Origin of the sequence: Hyphobacterium vulgare, from assembly GCF_042643335.1 — a bacterium.
Taxonomy (GTDB): Bacteria; Pseudomonadota; Alphaproteobacteria; order Caulobacterales; family Maricaulaceae; genus Hyphobacterium; species Hyphobacterium vulgare.
In genome coordinates this window covers 1-17,769 of the sequence record NZ_JBHRSV010000014.1, presented here as the reverse complement: position 1 = coordinate 17,769, position 17,769 = coordinate 1, and the positions used below count along the sequence as shown (strand labels likewise).

Here is a 17,769-nt window from a genome sequence, read left to right as displayed (position 1 = left end):
GCGAGGGGGGGATTTCCCCCCTCCGTCGGCTCCGCCGACACCTCCCCCGCAAGCGGGGGAGGAAAACGAAGAGTCCGGCTCATTGCTGTGCCCTTCCCTTGTAGTCCGCGAGCGAACGTTCCGGATCGACCTTGTCACGCACGCTCAGAATGAAGACGCCGATGCCCATCAGCACACCGGCAGCGATGCCGACGATCTGCATCAGCGGCGATCCGCCCGCGTCGAGCACAACCACTACAAAAACCGCAAGCGCCGCGGCCAGCGCGAAGGTGACAAACCAGCCCACCGGCGCGACGGGCGCGAAGGCGCTGCTCGTCTTCGCGGGGTCGAGACGGGCGAACCAGTAGGTCATCAGAGACACCCACCCATTACTTTCCAGCCGACAATTCGGACGAGACGATCGTCCTCATCGAACTGAGCTGATGCCAGAAAGTCGATGCCGCAAACGCCGTCTGAAAGCAGAGGTCCCCTAAACGCCACATCACTCGGACGAAGCGGCGTCTGAAAATAATGAGTTGACTGGCGATACTCGGAATCGCTTGGGATCAAGTCGAAATCAAATTGCGCCATCGCCGCGATGACATCTTCGCGGGACGATCCCGGCGGCGCGTTTTCAACCGCAATGTTGACCTCGTCATTCCAACCGTTCGTTTGACTTTCAATTTCGCGAAGGATCGGATTCGATTGGATTGTTATATCGTATTGAACATGGGTGCTCGCGACTGCCGACACCAGAACAGCGTCGTCGCATGCGGCGACGACAAATAGCGCGGCGAGAATAAAACTACGAAACAAAACTCTCATTCCGTGCCCTCCGGCTCCCACGTCGTATCACGGGTGTTCTGGTCAAAAACCAGACGCCATGCACCGCCCTGATCCTCGAACACCAGCGTCAGCCAATTCACGCGCGGTCCGGCCTCGTCGGTGTAGGTTGCGCGCAGCGAGGCGACGGCCATGTGATGGCCTTCCACGATGCGGTCGATTTCGAACGTCATCGTCCAGCCCGGCGTCGCGAACCATTCGGTGTGGAAGGCAATCGCCTCATCCCGCGTGCGCATGATCTCGCCGCCCGGGAAAATGATCGTCAGGTCCTCGCCGGTCGTGATCGTGCCGATATAGGCGTCGAGGTCGCGGTTCGTGACCGCGTCCATGTGCGCCCGAAGCGTCGCTTCGAACGACTGTTCGGTCCGATGGTGGTCGGCCAGCGCGAATCCCGTCGTGGCCAGCACAAAGGCGGCTGCAAACATTGTGATCCGGACCTGCATCACCCGACACTCCCTTCAAGGCTGACGGCCAGAAGTTTCTGGGCCTCGACCGCGAACTCCATCGGCAGTTCCTGCAGCACTTCACGCACGAAGCCGTTTACGAGGAGCGCCGTCGCCGCCTCCTCGCCGAGACCGCGCTGGCGCGCGTAGAAAAGCTGGTCTTCCGAAAGCTTGGTCGTCGTTGCCTCGTGCTCCAGCACCGCCTTGGGCGTCTTGCATTCGACATAGGGCACGGTGTGGGCGCCGCAATTGTTCCCGATCAAAAGCGAGTCGCACTGGGTGAAATTGCGCGCGCCTTCGGCCTTGGCGTGGACCGAGACGAGGCCGCGATAGGTGTTGTCCGAACGCCCGGCGGAAATGCCCTTGGAGATGATGCGCGAACGGGTGTTCTTACCCAAATGGATCATCTTGGTGCCGGTATCGGCCTGCTGCGCGCCATTGGTGACGGCGATCGAGTAGAATTCGCCGACAGAATTGTCGCCGCGCAGGATGCAGGACGGGTATTTCCAGGTGATCGCCGAGCCGGTCTCGACCTGGGTCCAGGAGATCTTCGAGTTGCGGCCACGGCAGTCGCCGCGCTTGGTCACGAAATTGTAGACGCCGCCCTTTCCTTCCGCATCGCCCGGCCACCAATTCTGGACGGTGGAATACTTGATCTCGGCGTCGTCGAGCGCGACCAGTTCCACGATGGCGGCATGCAACTGGTTCTCGTCGCGCATCGGCGCGGTACAGCCCTCGAGATAGGACACATAGCTGCCCTCGTCGGCGATGATCAGCGTGCGTTCGAACTGGCCCGTGCCTTCGGCATTCATGCGGAAATAGGTCGACAGCTCCATCGGGCAGCGCACGCCCTTGGGCACGTAGACGAAGGTGCCATCAGAGAAGACGGCGCTATTGAGCGTCGCAAAGAAGTTGTCGCTCTGCGGCACAACGCTGCCGAGATATTTTCGGACGAGTTCCGGGTGTTCCCGGATCGCCTCGGAGATCGACATGAAGATGACGCCGGCCCGGGCCAGTTCCTTCTTGAAGGTCGTGGCAACCGACACGCTGTCGAACACGGCATCGACCGCGACTTTCGGCGTCTCGCGCGCTTCGGCGGCGGTCTCGGCCGCGCCCTTCACACCGAGCAGGACTTCCTGCTCCCGCAGCGGAATGCCGAGCTTCTCGAAGTCGGCGAGAATTTCCGGCGGCACGTCGTCGATCGACTCGTATTTCGTGCCCGCCTTCGGCCCGGCGTAATAGTAGATGTCGTTGTAATCGACCGGCGTGTAACGCACCTTCGCCCAGGTCGGTTCGGACATCTGCAGCCAGCGGCGATAGGCGGCGAGCCGCCAGTCCAGCATCCACTCCGGCTCTTCCTTCTTGGCCGAAATGAAGCGGATCACCTCTTCGCTGAGCCCCTTGGGCGCGCGTTCCTGCTCGGTATCGGTGGTGAAGCCGTACTTGTATTTCGAGGATTCAAGCGCTTCAACATCGCGAACGGTCTCCCGGGCGATGGAGTCCTTGACCTGAACCATCAGGCAATCTCCTTCAGCCTGGGCGCAACCCGCGTGTATTCGCGCGTCCACGCCTCGATAAATGTGTCAATGTCGGCCTCGGTCGTGTTCCAGCCGAGGCTGACGCGAATGCCGCACCGCGCGAGGTCTTCGCCGACGATCGCTGTCCACGGGCGTGGCGCGGTCGACTTGCCGGACGAACAGGCCGAACCGGCACTGATGCAGACCCCGGCGAGATCGAGTGCGATCACCTGCATGCCGCCATCCCAGCCCGGAATGGCGATCGCGAGGCAATTGGGTGTGCGCGGCGCATCGCCGCCGATGACCACCGCATGCGGTGCGGCGGCGCGGATGGCGTTCTCCGCCTTGTCCCGCAACGCGGCGAGACCGGTGTATTGCTCCTCGTCACGCACAGCGGCCTCGACGGCAGCGGCGAACCCGCAGGCTCCCGGAACATTTTCCGTTCCCGAACGGCGTCCCTTTTCCTGCCCGCCGCCACGGCGCGGCAGGTCGCAGGGCGCATCGCACGACACGATCAGAGCGCCGACGCCTTGCGGGCCGCCGACCTTGTGCGCCGAGATCGAAACATAGTGCGCGCCGGACCGGCCGAAGTGGAAGCCGGCCTTGCCGAGTGTCTGCACCGCATCGACCAGCATGAGCCCGTCGGCGGCGCGGATCATCGCGCCAGCCTCTTCGATCGGCTGGATCACACCGGTTTCGCTGGTCACCGCCTGCAGGCAGGCAAAGGGGCGGCCGTCGGCGGCGCGGTCCCAGTTTGCCAGCCGGTCGCGAAGCCAGCCCAGATCGATCTGACCGTTCGGCAGAGCCGGTATGATTTCGACCGGAAGGCCGGTGGCGTGCGCGCCCATGAAGGCGGCGTCGTGTTCGAGGACAGAAACGAGAATTCGCTTCACGTCCGGACAGGACAGTGCCGCGGCGATCGCCAGATTGTTCGATTCCGTCCCGCCAGACGTGAAGGTCAGATCCTGCGACCGAGCGCCGATCGCCCGCGCGATCGTCGACCGCGCGTTTTCCAGCAGCGTGCGCGCGCAGCGCCCTGCCCCATGCACGGAAGACGGATTGCCGCCGATCGCCATGGCTCTCAGCATGGCGTCCCGGGCCTCGGGCCGGATCGGCGAGGTTGCGTTATGGTCGAGATAGACGGGCAATTTCTACTCCGCAGCCATGCCTGCGACGGAGGCTTTCGAGGGTTTCGGCATGCGCGGATCGCTGAACGCCATGCTCGCGGCGCCCATGACGCGGTGTTCGACGACGTCTTCCAGCGTGATCGAATTGAAGAAGAGGAAGATGTGCCGGCCGAGCTCGTCCCACACATCGTGCGTGATGCAGCGCATGCCGGTCTTCATGCACCCCTTCGGATTGCCGGCGCAGCGGCGCGGATCGATGTCTTCCTCGACTGCGTTGATCACGTCAGACAGCCGGATTTCATTGGCAGGACGCGCCAGGCTGTAGCCGCCGCCGGGGCCGCGGGCCGACGCCACGACATCGCCGCGGCGCAGTTTGGCGAACAATTGTTCGAGATAGGAGAGCGAGATCGCCTGACGCGAGGCAATGTCGGCCAGGGTGACCGGACCTTCGCCGTCGCGCGACGCCAGATCGGCCATCGCCATAACCGCATAACGGCCCTTGGTGCTCAACTTCATGACATTCCTCCCCTAAAGGCTCGCATAGCCCGGGTCGCCTGTGCTATCAGGCCCGCCATCTTAACCAGCTTGGCGCTGGCTTCACTCGCAGGACCTAATTATCTGACCAACTGAGTCAAGAATTAACGCGGCAGATTAGCGCACCCTTGTGCAGCGAACAGGCCCATTACCCGACTTGAGCAGTAGGTTATCACGGATCGGACCCATTACAGCATGCCTGACGTCATCATTCCCGGCCCGGCCGGCCGCATCGAAGGCAAGTACAGCCCCGGCAAGGGCGAGACCCCGCCAATCGCGCTGATTCTCCATGCTCACCCGCTGGGTGGCGGTCATATGGAGAATGTCTCCTCGCTGATGATGTACGACATCTTCCGCAAGCGAGGTTTTGCGACCCTGCGCTTCAATTTCCGCGGCGTGGGACGCAGCGAAGGCACTTATGATCAGGGCCTCGGCGAGTTGTCCGACGCGGCGACCGCGCTCGACTGGATCCAGACCTATAACGGCAATGCGCCCTTCTCCTGGGTGGCGGGTCATTCCTTCGGGGCCTGGATCGGCATGCAGTTGTTGATGCGCCGCCCGGAAGTCGCCGGCTTCATCTCCGTCGCGCCGCCGACCAACATGTACGATTTCACCTTCCTCGCCCCCTGCCCGGCCTCAGGCCTGATCGTCCATGGCAGCGACGACCGCATCGTCCCGGCCGACGACATGGAGCGGGTAATGAGCAAGGTGCGCGCGCAGAAGGGCATCGACATTCGCCGCCAGATCGAACCCGGCGCGGGGCACATGTTCACCAATCACATGGAGCAGCTGGAAAAGCGGATCGAGACCTATCTCGACGAGCGCCTGCCCATCGTGTTCCGGGAACGCGCGACGGATTAGACTAGGCCCGCGCGATCTCGCCGCCGGTCATCGGTTCCGGGACGCCGGTCGTTGTGGGAATGGACAGCGGTACGCCACGTACCGAGCGTACGGCGAGCCAGGCGAAAGCCTGGGCCTCCATCAGGTCACCATTCCATCCCGCGGCCTCGACCGGTTCGACCGCGCAACCGGCGGCTTCGGCGATCGCATCCATCATCGCCGGGTTCTTGCGGCCGCCACCGGTGGCTAGAACGCGTTGCGGCGAACCCATGGAGCGGATCGCATCGCCGACCGTCTTCGCCGTGAAAGCCGTCAGCGTAGCCGCGCCGTCCGCCGGGGACAGGCCTTCCACTGGATTCAGGGAGAAATCCCACCGGTCTAGCGATTTCGGCGGCGCCTTGGCGAAGAAGGGATGCTCCAACAGGGCGGCAAGCGCCCTGGCATTGACCGTCCCTGATCGCGCCAACAGGCCGTCGCGATCGAAATTCTCGCCTGAATGACGGGCGCACCAGGCATCCAGCAGGCCGCTGGCCGGACCCGTGTCGAAGGCGACGGGCGGTGCATCCGCCATCAGCCAGGTGACGTTGGCGACGCCGCCGAGGTTGAGAACGGCGAGCGGCAGGTCCAGCCCGTCCCGCTCCGCGAGGGCGGCGTGGTAGAGTGGGGCGAGCGGCGCGCCATGGCCGCCCGCCTCCACATCCATCGTCCGGAAGTCATATACCACGTCGATCCCGAGACGGCGCGCGAGGGCCTCGCCATCGCCAAGCTGACGCGTCGCGCCGGGCGCGTCGCCGGTGGGACCGCGGTGCAGCACGGTCTGGCCGTGGAAGCCGATCAGGTCGATGTCGTCGGAGTGGAGACCGTTCTCCCGGATCAGGCGCAGCACGGCATGGGCGTGCGCATCGATCAGGACATGGTCGGCGGCTTCGAATTCTTCGGGGTCGTCACCGTCGAATTTCCATAGCAGCGCCGCGTCGACGGCTGCCTGCAAGAGGGCACGCTCTTTCGGGGAATAGGGCTGTTCGAGACCGGGGCCGAAATCGATGACCGACTCGCCATCCGTCTCGATCAGGGCCGCATCGACCCCGTCAAGTGACGTCCCGCTCATCAATCCGATGACGCGGTACATATCTCCCCTTTCCGTTTCGGCGCGCACGCCGCTAAAAGACGCGCTCCACACCGACCAGTCCGGGAAGCCCGAAGATGAGCCAGCACCGATCCGATCTCGTCCGTATCCTTGTCGAGCGCGGCTATCTTTATCAAGCCACCGATATCGAAGGAATTGATGAAGCGGCCGCCAAGGGCGGGCTGACCGGCTATATCGGCTTCGACGCGACGGCGGATTCCCTGCATGTCGGTTCGCTGGTGCAGATCATGATGCTGCGCCGGATGCAGCAGGCTGGCTGCAAGCCGATCATCCTGATGGGCGGCGGCACGACGAAGATCGGCGACCCGTCCGGCAAGGACAAGTCGCGCTCGATGCTGACCGACGACCAGATTGCCGCGAATGTGAAGGGCATTCTGAAGCCCTTCTCCAAGCTCGTTTCGATCGGCGATGGTCCGACCGACGCGATCGTGGTCGACAATGACGAATGGCTGTCGGGCTTCGGCTATCTCGAATTCCTGCGGGAATACGGGCCGCACTTCACGATCAATCGCATGCTGACCTTCGATTCCGTCAAACTGCGGCTGGAACGCGAACAGCCTCTTACCTTCCTTGAATTCAACTACATGCTCTTGCAGGCGGTCGACTTCCTGGAACTGAACCGCCGCACCGGCTGCCGGCTGCAACTCGGCGGCGCGGATCAGTGGGGCAATATCGTCAACGGGGTCGAGCTTTGCCGCCGGGTCGATGGCAAGGAAGTCTTCGGCTTCACCACGCCGCTGATCACCACGGCATCCGGCGCGAAGATGGGAAAGACGGCGGAAGGCGCGGTCTGGCTCAACGAGGACCAACTGGCGCCCTATGGCTACTGGCAATTCTGGCGCAACACGGAAGACGCCGATGTCGGCAAATTCCTGAAGCTGTTCACCGACCTGCCGATGGACGAGATCGCCCGGCTCGAAACGCTTCAGGGCGCAGAGATCAACGACGCCAAGGTCGCCCTCGCCAATGCGGCGACGGCTCTGCTGCACGGAGAAGCGGCAGCCCGTGACGCCGAAGCGACCGCGAAGTCGACTTTCGGCAGTGGCGGCGTGGGCGATGCCCTGCCGACCTTCACCGTACCTCTGTCGGCGCTGAAGGATGGCTCGATCGTGATGCCGGCGGCGCTGGAACTGACCCAGCTTGCCGGATCGCGCGGCGAGGCCCGCCGCAAGATCCAGGAAGGCGCGGTGAAGGTGAACGACGCGGCCGTGACGGACGTGCACCACGCGCTCAGCGAAGCCGATCTGCGCGATGGCGCAATCAAATTGTCCCTCGGCAAGAAGAAGCACGCCCTGTTGCGCGCGGAGGGCTAGTCCGGTTCGGCCGGGGGCGGGACGTCGTCCACGGCTCCAGGAGGGGCATCCGGCGCTTCCGGTTCGGCGTTCAGCGCATCGCGTTCGGCTTGCTGTTCCGCCCGGACCCGCGCAGCACGCTCCGCCGCGGTGCCTTCGAACATGCGGCGCAGTACGCCGGGCACGAGCGCCGAGAGCGGGTTCGCGAAAACGGTCGGTTGGTCGAACGGGCCGGATACCGAGAAGGTGATACCGATCACGCCCTCACCTTCTCGGGACACCAACAGGCCGCCGACAAGCGGAAGATTGCCGAACAGCGAGTTGAGCCCGTAGGACGGGGCCAGCACCCCGTCGAGGCCCATCACCTCCTCATCGAGATCAACGGTGCCATCGACCGTGACGCCGAGCGCCGGTCCGGCGGCCCGCGCGTTGGCGATGCCGAGCACGCCCTCGCGAAGCGTCAGGTCCGCTTCGAGGGTCTCGAAGGGGATGCCGCCGCCATTGAGAAGTGCCGAAAGGCCTTCCAGCGACCCAGCCGCGAGGATACGCGCGAGAACGGGCATGCGAACGAGTGTGAAATTCCCCGCCTCCACGCGCAGATTCGTCGTGCCCTCCTCACCGGGCGGCGGCAAGGCACCTTCAAGGCGCAACGCGCCGCCGTCGACGTTGTCATAGAGGCCGAATATCTGAAGCATACGACCGAAATTCGGGGCCTCGATCCAGAAACGCCGCATCTCGCCCAAGCCCGTCCCGGTCATCTGGCCGGTGAACTGGCCCTCGGGCGCTTCACCGGTGACCATAAGGCTGTCATTGCCCGCTCCGTCCGAGCGCCACGTCAGCACAACTTCTTCATAGGCGCTGGTCTCGGTCGTGCTGACCCGGTCGAGCCGGACATCGATCGCCAGCGGTGGCGTTGCCCCGCCTTCACCTGTCGCGTCGAGGACGTCGGTGAACAGCCCGGTGGCGTTGAAGTACTGCCCTTCCGCCAGAAGCGTCAGCCGGCCGCTTTCGCCCTCCCGCGACACTGACAGACCAGTTTCGACAAAGCCGTCGACAAAGAGACGCGGCACATCGGCCGACACCAGCCGGCCATCGGATTCAAAGCGCGCACTGGCCTGGAGTTCGAGACCGTCACCTTCCAGCCGGAAGGAGTCGATGATGCGCTCCCCGCCGTCGCCGGCCAAGAAGGTCAATTCCGCAGTCGCGGCCGCACCGGCTTCCTTTGTCCAGTAATTTCCGGGGGCTTCTATGACCGCGTCGGTCAGGTCCGACGTCAGATGGATCTGCGAGAATTCCAGTCCGTTGCCGACAGTCTCGGCGACCACAGCCACCGGGCCATCGACATACCGGCGCAGCGGCAGTCCGAAATCGTCGAAGCTGCGTGAATCGAGCGTCGAGCGGAGCACAACGCGTGTAGACGGCTCACCGGCCTCCATCGTCAGGTCTTCGGTCCAGATGATGTGGGCCGGAGACGGTCCGATATTGGCATCCCCCTCAGCGAACAGCGTTGCGTTGTTGGCCGTCAGGTGAAGTGTGCCGCCCGTGAGGCTGGTATTCCCGAAGCCGGTCGGCATCGAGATATTCTCGAAATCCGCCTCGACATCGAAGTGGACATCCTCGATCGGGACCTCGCTCAGCATCGGTCGCCGGATCTCGAAGCGCATCGTGCCCTGACCGGTGATGCTTGCCGGATCGAGGCCGTAATCGCTCGGGATATGGAGTGGCTCCTGGTCGATCAGGGCGAGGACATCTCCGGCCTCGGCCCGTCCCGCACCGCCAAATCGAGCCACAGCGCCCTTGGGGTTCAGCCGCGGAATGTCGACGAAACCTTCGGTCATGACCATGTCGCCGATCCGGCCTTCCTCCAGCGTCAGGTCGAAGGCATTGCCGTAAAGCACCGCAGAGCCGCTGGCGCCGGTCATGGGCGTCATCGTGGTGATGTAGTGAAAGGCCGCGTCGTCGAAATCGAAGCGGAGCGAAAGCCGGTCATTGGGGATGATCCCGGCAGCAATCGACTCGCCATCGATATCGAGAGCGAGTTGAGCGTTGAGCAGCCGGCCCGATATCACATGCTCATCGACCCAGACTCGGGCTCCGTCGGCCAGGTCGATCGGCCAGTAGGCAAGCACTTCGCGCGGCCCGATCCGGCCTCCGATCGGCCCCTCGAGCCGAATGTCCGGGAGCCATTTACCGACCGCGACTTCCCGCAAGACCAAGCCGCCGGTCAGCTCGGCGGAAATGTTTCCGAGTTGCAGTTCGACGGCGTCGAATTCGGTGGTCAATGCTTCCGCGTCGGCCGATCCCGACACGGCGATGCGCTGCCATTCCGGCGGTGCTTCGAACACGCCGGGAAGGTCAATGCGTCCGTCGGTCAGAGCCAGTTCATATCGCCACCGCCGTGGCAGGGCATCGGCAAAGCCGCGCATCTCATGGATGCGGCCGGAAAACCCCGTCGTCAGGGCTTCAGAGGTCAACATCCCGCGGGTCAGGGCGATCTCGCCGAGCTCCGGGTCGTACCCAAGGTCCAGGCGCGCACCATCGAAGCCGATATTGTCATCGCCGAACCGGATGCTGCCGGACCCGGCTTCCAGCGTCATCTCCGCGGCGCGGACCCCTTCGGCGCGCGCCGCACTGGCAAACAGGTCGACAGACAGGGGCGCATCGAGCGCGCCTAGGCCGGCGTAAGGGCCGCTGAACGGCGCCACGGCCCGGGGAAACAGGTTGCGGGCCCGGAACTCGACGAGCAGGGTTTCGAGATCCGCACCGGCCTCGACCCGGGCCTCGACGGGTGCCAATCCGGCCGTGGTCACGAATTCCCCATTCAGGCGCACCGTCAGCCGGGCCTCGCTGCGTTCGATCAGCAGGCCGGCGTCCTGGATCAGCCAGGAGAACCCGTTCACGGCGTCCTGCACGTGAACCGACGTGTCTTCGATCGACAATTGCCGCAAGCGCCCGAGCAAGGGCGAACGGGCCGGGTCGCGCAGCAATTCCAGCACTGCATCCGTATCGAGCGCCGAGCCGGTGGGTCGCGCTGACGCCGCCACGATTTCCGGCGGGCCGAGCCCGGCACCGACCGCACCATCCGCGCGGCGCACAAGCGAAACGATTCCGCCTTCGACGTGCACGGTCACAGGCTGGACGCGCCCCAGGATGAGGGCATCCAGCGCCAGCCCGGCCTCGATCACCGGTGCCCGCGCAATCACGACCCCGCCGGACTCCGCGACCGTGATGTCGGTGGCGCGAAGCAATATCAGACCTTCCGTGGCGTCGTAGCGCGCCTCGAGCCGGCCGAGGGAAACGAGATCTCCCTCGAACATCTCGGCGAGCGCCTGCTGCGCGTCCTCGCGGAAGATGTCGAGCGGCACCGGGCCTTGCGACAGCCGCCACAGCGCCGCGCCGCCGGCAAAAATCGCGACCAGCAGCACGAGAGCGAGCGCCTCGGCGATGTAGATCAGGGACCAGCGGAGCGAGCGGCGGATCATCCGGACACGCTCCCGATTCCGGGGAGGCTTGTCCTGACGCGCGTTTGCGCCATGTTGGCGACCATCGAAACCCGAGGGAGTGCGAACGAGATGAGCGAACTGGCGACCGGAATGGCGGCCCCCGAATTCAACCTGCCGACCGATGAGGGCGGGGAGATCAGCCTGTCGCAGCTCAAGGGCAAGATCGTTGTTCTCTACTTCTACCCGAAGGATGACACGCCGGGATGCACGACCGAGGCCATCGATTTTTCATCCCGCATCGCCGATTTCGAGGCCTCCGACGCTGTCGTCGTCGGCATTTCGAAGGATAGCGTCAAAAAACACCAGAATTTCAAGGCCAAGCACGACCTCAAAGTCATCCTCGCATCCGACCCTGAAGGCGAGATGATCGAACGCTATGGCGTCTGGGTGGAAAAGGCCATGTATGGCCGCACCTATATGGGAATCGAGCGCGCGACCTTTCTGATCGGACGCGACGGGACGATCCGCCACATATGGAGAGCCGTGAAGGTGAAGAACCACGCCGAAACGGTGCTCGCGGCAGTGCAGACCCTGCAATAACCGGGATTTACCCTCTCTAAAGCGAATCCGCTTGTGCTCAACTCTTCAGCGTGCTGCCAATGGCGCGCTGCGATCCGGCGCGCGGCTTGCATAACGCAATGTTGATATTGTCACATATTTTGTGTCACATCCCCGCGCGGGAGCACCAGGGGCAGGCGACGGACACGACCGTATGATCTCACGCGTTTTTCAATCCGGCTGGGAAATTGCTCAGCGCTGGTTCCCGGATCGGCAGATCTACCATCGCAGCGATGGTCAGGTCCGCTATTTCGAGATCAAGACCGAGTACCAGCTGGGCGCCCTTCTTGCCGCGACCGTCCTGACGGGCTGGCTGTGCTTCGCCACGGTCAGCGTCGCCTTCCAGGGCCATCGCATTGCCAGCCGCATGGCCGAAGTCGAAACGATCCGCCTGGAAGCCAACCGCATGGTCAACGAGGCCCGGGCCTCGGAACTGGCGGCGACGAATTTTCTGGATGCACAGATGCGCGAATTTGACCGCACCGCGGTTGAATTCCAGGCGCGTCACGAAACCCTGCGCCAGCTGATCGATCTTGCCGAACAGATGGAAGGCTCCAGCCTGTCTTCATCGCCGACCCTGGGGGAAGGCCGCATCCTGATGGCCGCGACGCCCGCCGACCCTTCGCAACGCGAAGCCCGCGACGCCATCACGCTGACCGCCTACGACCCCAATGACCCAGAAGCCCGGATCGAGGCGCTGATCGCACAGCAGGACGCCGTTCTGTCCGAAGCCGAGGACGCGTCCGAGGCGCGGCTGGAAAATCTTCGTGCGGTTCTGCGCCTCACCGGGCTGCGTCTCGACGATGTGCTCGAGGAAGGCCGCGGGTCGGAGACCGGCGGTCCGTTCCTCGCCATGGCCGAAGCCGGTCCCTTCGCACGCGCCGTCGATCCCAATGACGCGTTCTCGTCCCGCATTGCGCGGATTGCAGCGCGCATGGTCGAAGCCGAGGAAATCGAGGCCGCCGTGTTGTCCCTGCCGCTCGGCGAGCCTGTCGGCGTTGCGTTTCGAGAGACCAGTCCCTTCGGCTACCGGATCGACCCGTTCACAGGCCGGCCGGCCTTCCATTCCGGCCAGGATTTCGTGGCCTATCCGCGCGCGCCCATCGTCTCCACAGGCCCGGGACGGGTCATTTACGCCGGATGGCGCTCCGGTTATGGTCGAACTGTTGAGATCGACCATGGCTACGGGTTCGTGACCCGCTATGGCCACATGACTTCAATCGATGTGAGGCGTGGCGACCAGGTCGAACGCGGCCAGCGCATCGGTGCGATGGGTTCGACCGGCCGCAGTACCGCCACACACCTGCACTACGAAGTCATCTTCCGAAACGATCAAACAGATCCCGAACGCTTCCTGAGAGCCGGACAATATGTTCAACAACAAGGGTAAAGACGCCCCCGCCTCCTCCGATTTCCCCGCAGCGCCTGCTGCGGCTCCCTCGAAAAGGTCTGCCATGAAATCCAAAGCCCCCTCCATCCTCAGCAGCGATCTGGTGCTGAACGGTTCCATTGTTGCCGAAGGTGAAATCCAGCTGGACGGTTCGATCGAGGGTGACATCCGTGCCGGCGCTCTGACCATTGGCGAGGAGGCTTCGGTCAAAGGCGAAGTGATCGCCGACACCGTGGTGATCCGCGGGCGGGTGACCGGTTCCATTCGTGCCCGTCAGGTCCAGCTGGCCTCGACCGCGCGCATTGAAGGCGACATCGTGCATTCTGCCCTGTCGGTCGAAAGCGGTGCGTTTTTCGATGGTCATTGCCGGCATGCCTCGGACCCTCTGAGCGACAAGTCGTCCGCACCGGCGAAGTCCTCGAGCGTGTCGTCACCTTCGGCGAGCGCGGCCCCGGCCCGTCCGGCGGCGACGACCAGCAGCCCGTCGTCGACCTCCAGCGCGCCGCAGTCGCCACTGGATATCCCGACGGCGAAATCGGCCAGCTAGGCCCGGTTCATTCCGAATTGAAAACGCCGGCGGGTCTCCCGCCGGCGTTTCTCATTGCCGGATCAGTCGTCCGATATGTCGGATCCGCCGTCCAGGCGCGCAGCCAGTGACGCGGCCATGAAGGCATCGAGATCACCGTCCAGAACACCTTGCGTATCGGAGGTTTCGACGTTCGTGCGCAGGTCCTTGACCATCTGGTAGGGCTGGAGGACGTAAGAGCGGATCTGGTGTCCCCAGCCGATATCGGTCTTCGAATCCGCTTCGGCCTGGGACGCTTCCTCTCGCTTGCGCAATTCCAGCTCATACAAACGGGCGCGCAGCATGTTCCACGCCGTGGCTCGGTTCTTGTGCTGCGATCGGTCGGCCTGGCAGGCGACGACAATGCCGGTGGGTTCGTGGGTCAGACGTACCGCCGAATCCGTCTTGTTGACGTGCTGGCCGCCGGAACCTGACGCGCGGAAGGTATCGGTGCGGACGTCCTTGTCGAGGATTTCGACCTCGATCCGATCGTCGACCAGGGGATAGGGCCAGACGCTGGCGAAGCTGGTGTGGCGACGCGCGGCGGAATCATAGGGCGAGATGCGCACCAGCCTGTGCACGCCCGCCTCGGTCTTCAGCCAGCCATAGGCATTCTCGCCCTTCACCAGCAAAGTCACGGACTTGATCCCCGCTTCTTCACCCGGCTGTTCCTCGATCACCTCGACCTTGTACCCGTGGGCGTTGGCCCAACGCGAATACATCCGCGCCAGCATCGAGGCCCAGTCCTGGGACTCTGTGCCCCCCGCGCCGGGGTGGATTTCCAGATAGCTGTCATTGCCATCGGCCTCACCGGAGAGGAGCGCTTCCAGTTCTGCCCGGGCCGCCCGGTCCCGGAGGCGTTTGAGGACGCCGGCGGCTTCGTCGGTCAGGTCTTCATCGCCGTCGGCCTCGGCCATCTCGGCGAGCTCGAGCGTGTCAGCAAGCTCCTGTTCGATCTCGTGAATCGCCGTCATGGCGGCGTCGAGCCGGTTGCGTTCCCGCATCAGGGACTGGGCCTTCTGGGGGTCGTTCCAGAATTCCGGAGCTTCGGCCCGCGCGTTCAGTTCGTCGAGGCGTTTCTGGGCTGTATCCCAGTCAAAGACGCCTCCTCAGCAGTCCCACCGACCGCTTGATGTCTTCGGAAGAATTGATGAAATCGGCACGCATGAGACGTTTCGCGCTCCGCTTGAAATTGACGTTTAACCGGGGATAGCCGCGCCGGGACGCGGCATCAAGACCGTGTCATCAGATGATCAGTAGAGGCCACCGAGGTCTTCTTCATCGTCATTCCGGTCATCATCGTCATCATCATCATCGTCGCCGGTGACAGCGCCCTGCCCGAAGCTGAGCCCGCTACCGCGCTGGTCGCCGCTGCGGGTCGGTTCGGTGCCCGGCTGGAAGGCTTCGAGAATGGTGCCCGGACGGCCGAGGACGGACGGATCGCCGGTGCGGTAGTCGATCGGGACCAGGCGCACGCCCTCGGGCACCCGGAAAGGTGCCACCGGATAGTTGTCGAGCGCGGTTCCAAGGAATTCGGCGACGACCGGTGCGGCGACGCGGCCGCCGGCTTCGCCGGAACCCATTTCGCGCGGCGTGTCGAAGCCGACATAGACGCCGACCACCAGGTCCGGGCTGAAGCCGACGAACCAGGCATCGCGGAAATCGTTGGTCGTGCCGGTCTTGCCGGCCAGCGGGCGTCCGAGCGAACGCAGCGCCGTACCCGTGCCGCGTTCGACCGCGCCTTCGAGTATATGGACGATCTGGTAGGCGGTGACCGGGCTGATCACCTCCTCGCCGAGTTCGGCGAGTTCCGGTTCGGCCATGCCGGGCGTCCAGTCCTCGACGTCGCAGTCCTCGCAGGGGCGCGGATCATGGACGTAGACGGTCTCGCCGCGGCGGTCCTGAATGCGGTCGAGTATGGTCGGTTCGACCCGGACGCCGCCATTCACCAGCGCGCCATAGGCCCCGACAAGGCGCCACAGCGTGGTTTCCCCGGCACCGAGCGACATCGCCAGCACGGGTTCGAGATCGTCATAGATGCCGAAGCGCTCGCCGATTTCGGAGACCGGCTCCATGCCCATTTCCTGGGCCAGGCGAACGGTCATCACGTTGCGCGAGTATTCGAGGCCAAGGCGCAAGGTCGAAAGACCGTAGAATTGTTCGGAATAGTTCTGCGGCCGGTAGAAGCGCAGATCGGGTCCACCGGACGCCACGAAAGGCGCATCGAGGATCATCGACACCGGCGTGTAGCCATTGTCGAGCGCGGCGGCGTAGACGAAGGGCTTGAAGGAGGAGCCTGGCTGGCGCCGGGCCTGGGTGGCACGGTTGAACTGGCTCTGCGAGAAGCTGTAGCCGCCGACCATGGCGAGCACCCGGCCGGTGTGTGGGTCGAGCGCCAGAATGGCACCATTCACCTGCGGGATCTGGCGCAGGCCGAAGACATTGCCGCTCTCCGATTCCACGGCTTCGACATAGATCACGTCGCCCGGCGACAGGACCTGGTTGGCGCGCTCGATGCGCGGGCCGAGCGCCCCGTTCGACAGGCCTTCGCGCGCCCATTCCAGTTCGGACATCGGAATGACGCCCTCCGCGGTCTGGCGGACCGCTTCTTCCTCGTCGCCGTCGGCGTCCTCGGGCAGGTCTTCCTCGGGTTGAAGATAGGCAATGCGGGCATTGTCGGCACCGGCGGCGAGCACGACGGCGACGCGCCAGTCGTCATCAAGGTCGGAGGGCGTGGCGATCGCTTCGAGCTGGGCGACAAGGTCGCCCTCAATGTCGATCGTGCCGATGCCGCCGCGCCAGCCATGGCGGCGGTCATATTCCTCGAGACCATTGCGAAGCGCGCCGCGCGCGGCGACCTGCATCGTCGTGTCGAGCGTGGTGCGGATCGACAGGCCGCCGTCATAGAGTTCCTCGTCGCCGTAGAGCTCGGCAACCTGGCGGCGGACCTCCTCGTTGAAATACTCCGCCGCATAATCCTGGTCGCCATAGAGGCGGTCGGTGACGACCAACGGCTCTTCCATGGCGGCGCGCGCGGCTTCCTCGGTCACATAGCCATTGGTGGCCATGCGCGAGAGCACCCAGTTGCGGCGCTCCAGCGCGGCTTCGGGATGACGCGTCGGGTGGAACAGCGCCGGTCCGTTCACCACGGCGGCGAGATAGGCGGTTTCGGCCAGAGTCAGCTCGTCCAGCGATTTGCCGAAATAATTCAACGAGGCGGCGGCGACACCGTAGGAGCGGCGGCCGAAATAGATCTCGTTCAGGTAAAGCTCGAGAATCTGGTCCTTGGTGAAGGCGCGTTCGATGCGGCGCGCCAGTACCATTTCCTGGACCTTGCGTGAGAGGCGCTGCTCGGAGCTCAGCAGGAAGTTCTTGGCGACCTGCTGGGTGATGGTCGAGGCCCCCTCGAGATTCTCGTCGCGCAGGATGTGACCGATATTGGCGATGGTCGCGCGGATGATGCCGCGGAAGTCCAGCCCGCCATGATCGTAGAAGTTTCGGTCCTCGGCCGCGAGGAAGGCGTGGATCAGTTCGGGGGGAATCGTCTCGATCGGCACAAAGATGCGCCGCTCGCGGGCGTATTCGGCGATCAGGCGTCCGTCCCCGGCGTGAACCCGGCTGGTGATCGGCGGTTCGTACTCGGCGAGCTGCTGATAGTCCGGCAGGTCTTCGGTGACACGCACGACGTAGATTGCTGCGGCGATCACCGCCGCAATGCCAAGCACCACCGCCGCGACACTGCCCCAGATGAGCACGCGCAGCGCGTTACCCCAGGTAAAAATACGCATAGCCATTCCCTGATACGCTGCCCCGGTCTGCCGATCGCACCGGGCGGCATTATGGCGAGACTCGCGTCCCTTTAAAGGCATTTCACCCGTACGGATAACTTTACGAGGTCAAAGGTTTTCGTGAGGTGAAACTCATCAGCCGTCATTCCCGCGAAGGCGGGAAGGTGGATTCTCGTTTGAAGTGCAACAGGTGGTCTGAGAAGGCCTCTGCGGGGGTTCTGTAGTCAAGGCATTTGCGCGGGG

Annotated in this window: 15 protein-coding genes; 5 read left to right on the top strand and 10 right to left on the bottom strand. The window is 64.1% G+C overall.

Features of this window, described 5'->3' with window-relative positions:
• Nucleotides 1-79: 79 nt before the first annotated feature.
• The 6 genes from ACFOOR_RS07805 to ACFOOR_RS07780 are packed head-to-tail and all read right to left on the bottom strand — an operon-like array spanning nt 80 to nt 4,425.
• Complete coding sequence (locus tag ACFOOR_RS07805; RefSeq protein WP_343165567.1) at nt 80-352, bottom strand: hypothetical protein; 273 nt, start codon at nt 350-352, stop codon at nt 80-82.
• Nucleotides 352-804, bottom strand: coding sequence for a hypothetical protein (locus ACFOOR_RS07800; RefSeq protein WP_343165568.1), 453 nt, complete (start codon nt 802-804; stop codon nt 352-354). Before ACFOOR_RS07800 ends, ACFOOR_RS07805 begins: the two co-directional genes overlap by 1 nt.
• Nucleotides 801-1,265 (bottom strand): YybH family protein, encoded by a 465-nt coding sequence (locus ACFOOR_RS07795; RefSeq protein ID WP_343165569.1) that lies wholly within the window; start codon nt 1,263-1,265, stop codon nt 801-803. Before ACFOOR_RS07795 ends, ACFOOR_RS07800 begins: the two co-directional genes overlap by 4 nt.
• A complete protein-coding gene (sufB, locus tag ACFOOR_RS07790) occupies nt 1,265-2,782 on the bottom strand; it encodes a Fe-S cluster assembly protein SufB (RefSeq protein WP_343165570.1) in 1,518 nt (505 codons plus the stop codon). Before sufB ends, ACFOOR_RS07795 begins: the two co-directional genes overlap by 1 nt.
• Complete coding sequence (locus ACFOOR_RS07785) at nt 2,782-3,930, bottom strand: cysteine desulfurase family protein (protein WP_343165571.1); 1,149 nt, start codon at nt 3,928-3,930, stop codon at nt 2,782-2,784. Before ACFOOR_RS07785 ends, sufB begins: the two co-directional genes overlap by 1 nt.
• Before the next feature lie 3 nt (nt 3,931-3,933).
• Nucleotides 3,934-4,425 (bottom strand): Rrf2 family transcriptional regulator, encoded by a 492-nt coding sequence (locus ACFOOR_RS07780; RefSeq protein ID WP_343165572.1) that lies wholly within the window; start codon nt 4,423-4,425, stop codon nt 3,934-3,936.
• Between the two features lie 213 nt (nt 4,426-4,638).
• Here ACFOOR_RS07780 and ACFOOR_RS07775 point away from each other — a divergent pair, with 213 nt between their 5' ends.
• Entirely contained in the window at nt 4,639-5,304 is a 666-nt protein-coding gene (locus ACFOOR_RS07775) for an alpha/beta hydrolase (protein ID WP_343165573.1), read from the top strand.
• Nucleotide 5,305: 1 nt separating this feature from the next.
• Here the strand turns inward: ACFOOR_RS07775 and ACFOOR_RS07770 are convergent, their stop codons facing one another.
• Nucleotides 5,306-6,412 carry an anhydro-N-acetylmuramic acid kinase gene (locus ACFOOR_RS07770; protein ID WP_343165574.1) on the bottom strand — a complete coding sequence of 369 codons (1,107 nt, stop codon included), beginning with the start codon at nt 6,410-6,412 and terminating at the stop codon, nt 5,306-5,308.
• Nucleotides 6,413-6,486: 74 nt separating this feature from the next.
• On the opposite strand from ACFOOR_RS07770, the gene tyrS reads away from it, so the two are divergent.
• Complete coding sequence (gene tyrS, locus ACFOOR_RS07765) at nt 6,487-7,743, top strand: tyrosine--tRNA ligase (protein ID WP_343165575.1); 1,257 nt, start codon at nt 6,487-6,489, stop codon at nt 7,741-7,743.
• On the opposite strand, the gene ACFOOR_RS07760 is transcribed toward tyrS, so the two are convergent.
• Nucleotides 7,740-11,204, bottom strand: a complete 3,465-nt coding sequence (locus ACFOOR_RS07760) for a YhdP family protein (RefSeq protein WP_343165576.1) — start codon at nt 11,202-11,204, stop codon at nt 7,740-7,742. The genes tyrS and ACFOOR_RS07760 overlap by 4 nt on opposite strands.
• A gap of 90 nt (nt 11,205-11,294) precedes the next feature.
• On the opposite strand from ACFOOR_RS07760, the gene bcp reads away from it, so the two are divergent.
• The 3 genes from bcp to ACFOOR_RS07745 all read left to right on the top strand — a co-directional run bounded on the left by bcp (nt 11,295) and on the right by ACFOOR_RS07745 (nt 13,720).
• A complete protein-coding gene (bcp, locus tag ACFOOR_RS07755; protein ID WP_343165577.1) occupies nt 11,295-11,765 on the top strand; it encodes a thioredoxin-dependent thiol peroxidase in 471 nt (156 codons plus the stop codon).
• Between the two features lie 172 nt (nt 11,766-11,937).
• Nucleotides 11,938-13,173, top strand: coding sequence for a peptidoglycan DD-metalloendopeptidase family protein (locus tag ACFOOR_RS07750; protein ID WP_343165578.1), 1,236 nt, complete (start codon nt 11,938-11,940; stop codon nt 13,171-13,173).
• Nucleotides 13,174-13,237: 64 nt separating this feature from the next.
• Complete coding sequence (locus ACFOOR_RS07745) at nt 13,238-13,720, top strand: bactofilin family protein (protein ID WP_343165579.1); 483 nt, start codon at nt 13,238-13,240, stop codon at nt 13,718-13,720.
• A 62-nt stretch (nt 13,721-13,782) separates the two neighbouring features.
• On the opposite strand, the gene prfB is transcribed toward ACFOOR_RS07745, so the two are convergent.
• A protein-coding gene (gene prfB, locus ACFOOR_RS07740; RefSeq protein ID WP_343165580.1) for a peptide chain release factor 2 occupies nt 13,783-14,905 on the bottom strand; the annotation gives its coding sequence in 2 pieces (ribosomal slippage) (nt 13,783-14,835 and nt 14,837-14,905; 1,122 coding nt in all).
• An 86-nt stretch (nt 14,906-14,991) separates the two neighbouring features.
• A complete protein-coding gene (locus ACFOOR_RS07735) occupies nt 14,992-17,526 on the bottom strand; it encodes a penicillin-binding protein 1A (protein WP_343165581.1) in 2,535 nt (844 codons plus the stop codon).
• Nucleotides 17,527-17,769 lie beyond the last annotated feature (243 nt).

Bases quoted from the DNA above. Each gene is read 5' to 3' on its own strand.
- ACFOOR_RS07805 (WP_343165567.1), bottom strand. From the start codon at position 352: ATGACCTACTGGTTCGCCCGTCTCGACCCCGCGAAGACGAGCAGCGCC.
- ACFOOR_RS07800 (WP_343165568.1), bottom strand. From the start codon at position 804: ATGAGAGTTTTGTTTCGTAGTTTTATTCTCGCCGCGCTATTTGTCGTC.
- ACFOOR_RS07795 (WP_343165569.1), bottom strand. From the start codon at position 1,265: ATGCAGGTCCGGATCACAATGTTTGCAGCCGCCTTTGTGCTGGCCACG.
- sufB (WP_343165570.1), bottom strand. From the start codon at position 2,782: ATGGTTCAGGTCAAGGACTCCATCGCCCGGGAGACCGTTCGCGATGTT.
- ACFOOR_RS07780 (WP_343165572.1), bottom strand. From the start codon at position 4,425: ATGAAGTTGAGCACCAAGGGCCGTTATGCGGTTATGGCGATGGCCGAT.
- ACFOOR_RS07775 (WP_343165573.1), top strand. From the start codon at position 4,639: ATGCCTGACGTCATCATTCCCGGCCCGGCCGGCCGCATCGAAGGCAAG.
- ACFOOR_RS07770 (WP_343165574.1), bottom strand. From the start codon at position 6,412: ATGTACCGCGTCATCGGATTGATGAGCGGGACGTCACTTGACGGGGTC.
- tyrS (WP_343165575.1), top strand. From the start codon at position 6,487: ATGAGCCAGCACCGATCCGATCTCGTCCGTATCCTTGTCGAGCGCGGC.
- ACFOOR_RS07760 (WP_343165576.1), bottom strand. From the start codon at position 11,204: ATGATCCGCCGCTCGCTCCGCTGGTCCCTGATCTACATCGCCGAGGCG.
- bcp (WP_343165577.1), top strand. From the start codon at position 11,295: ATGAGCGAACTGGCGACCGGAATGGCGGCCCCCGAATTCAACCTGCCG.
- ACFOOR_RS07750 (WP_343165578.1), top strand. From the start codon at position 11,938: ATGATCTCACGCGTTTTTCAATCCGGCTGGGAAATTGCTCAGCGCTGG.
- ACFOOR_RS07745 (WP_343165579.1), top strand. From the start codon at position 13,238: ATGAAATCCAAAGCCCCCTCCATCCTCAGCAGCGATCTGGTGCTGAAC.
- ACFOOR_RS07735 (WP_343165581.1), bottom strand. From the start codon at position 17,526: ATGCGTATTTTTACCTGGGGTAACGCGCTGCGCGTGCTCATCTGGGGC.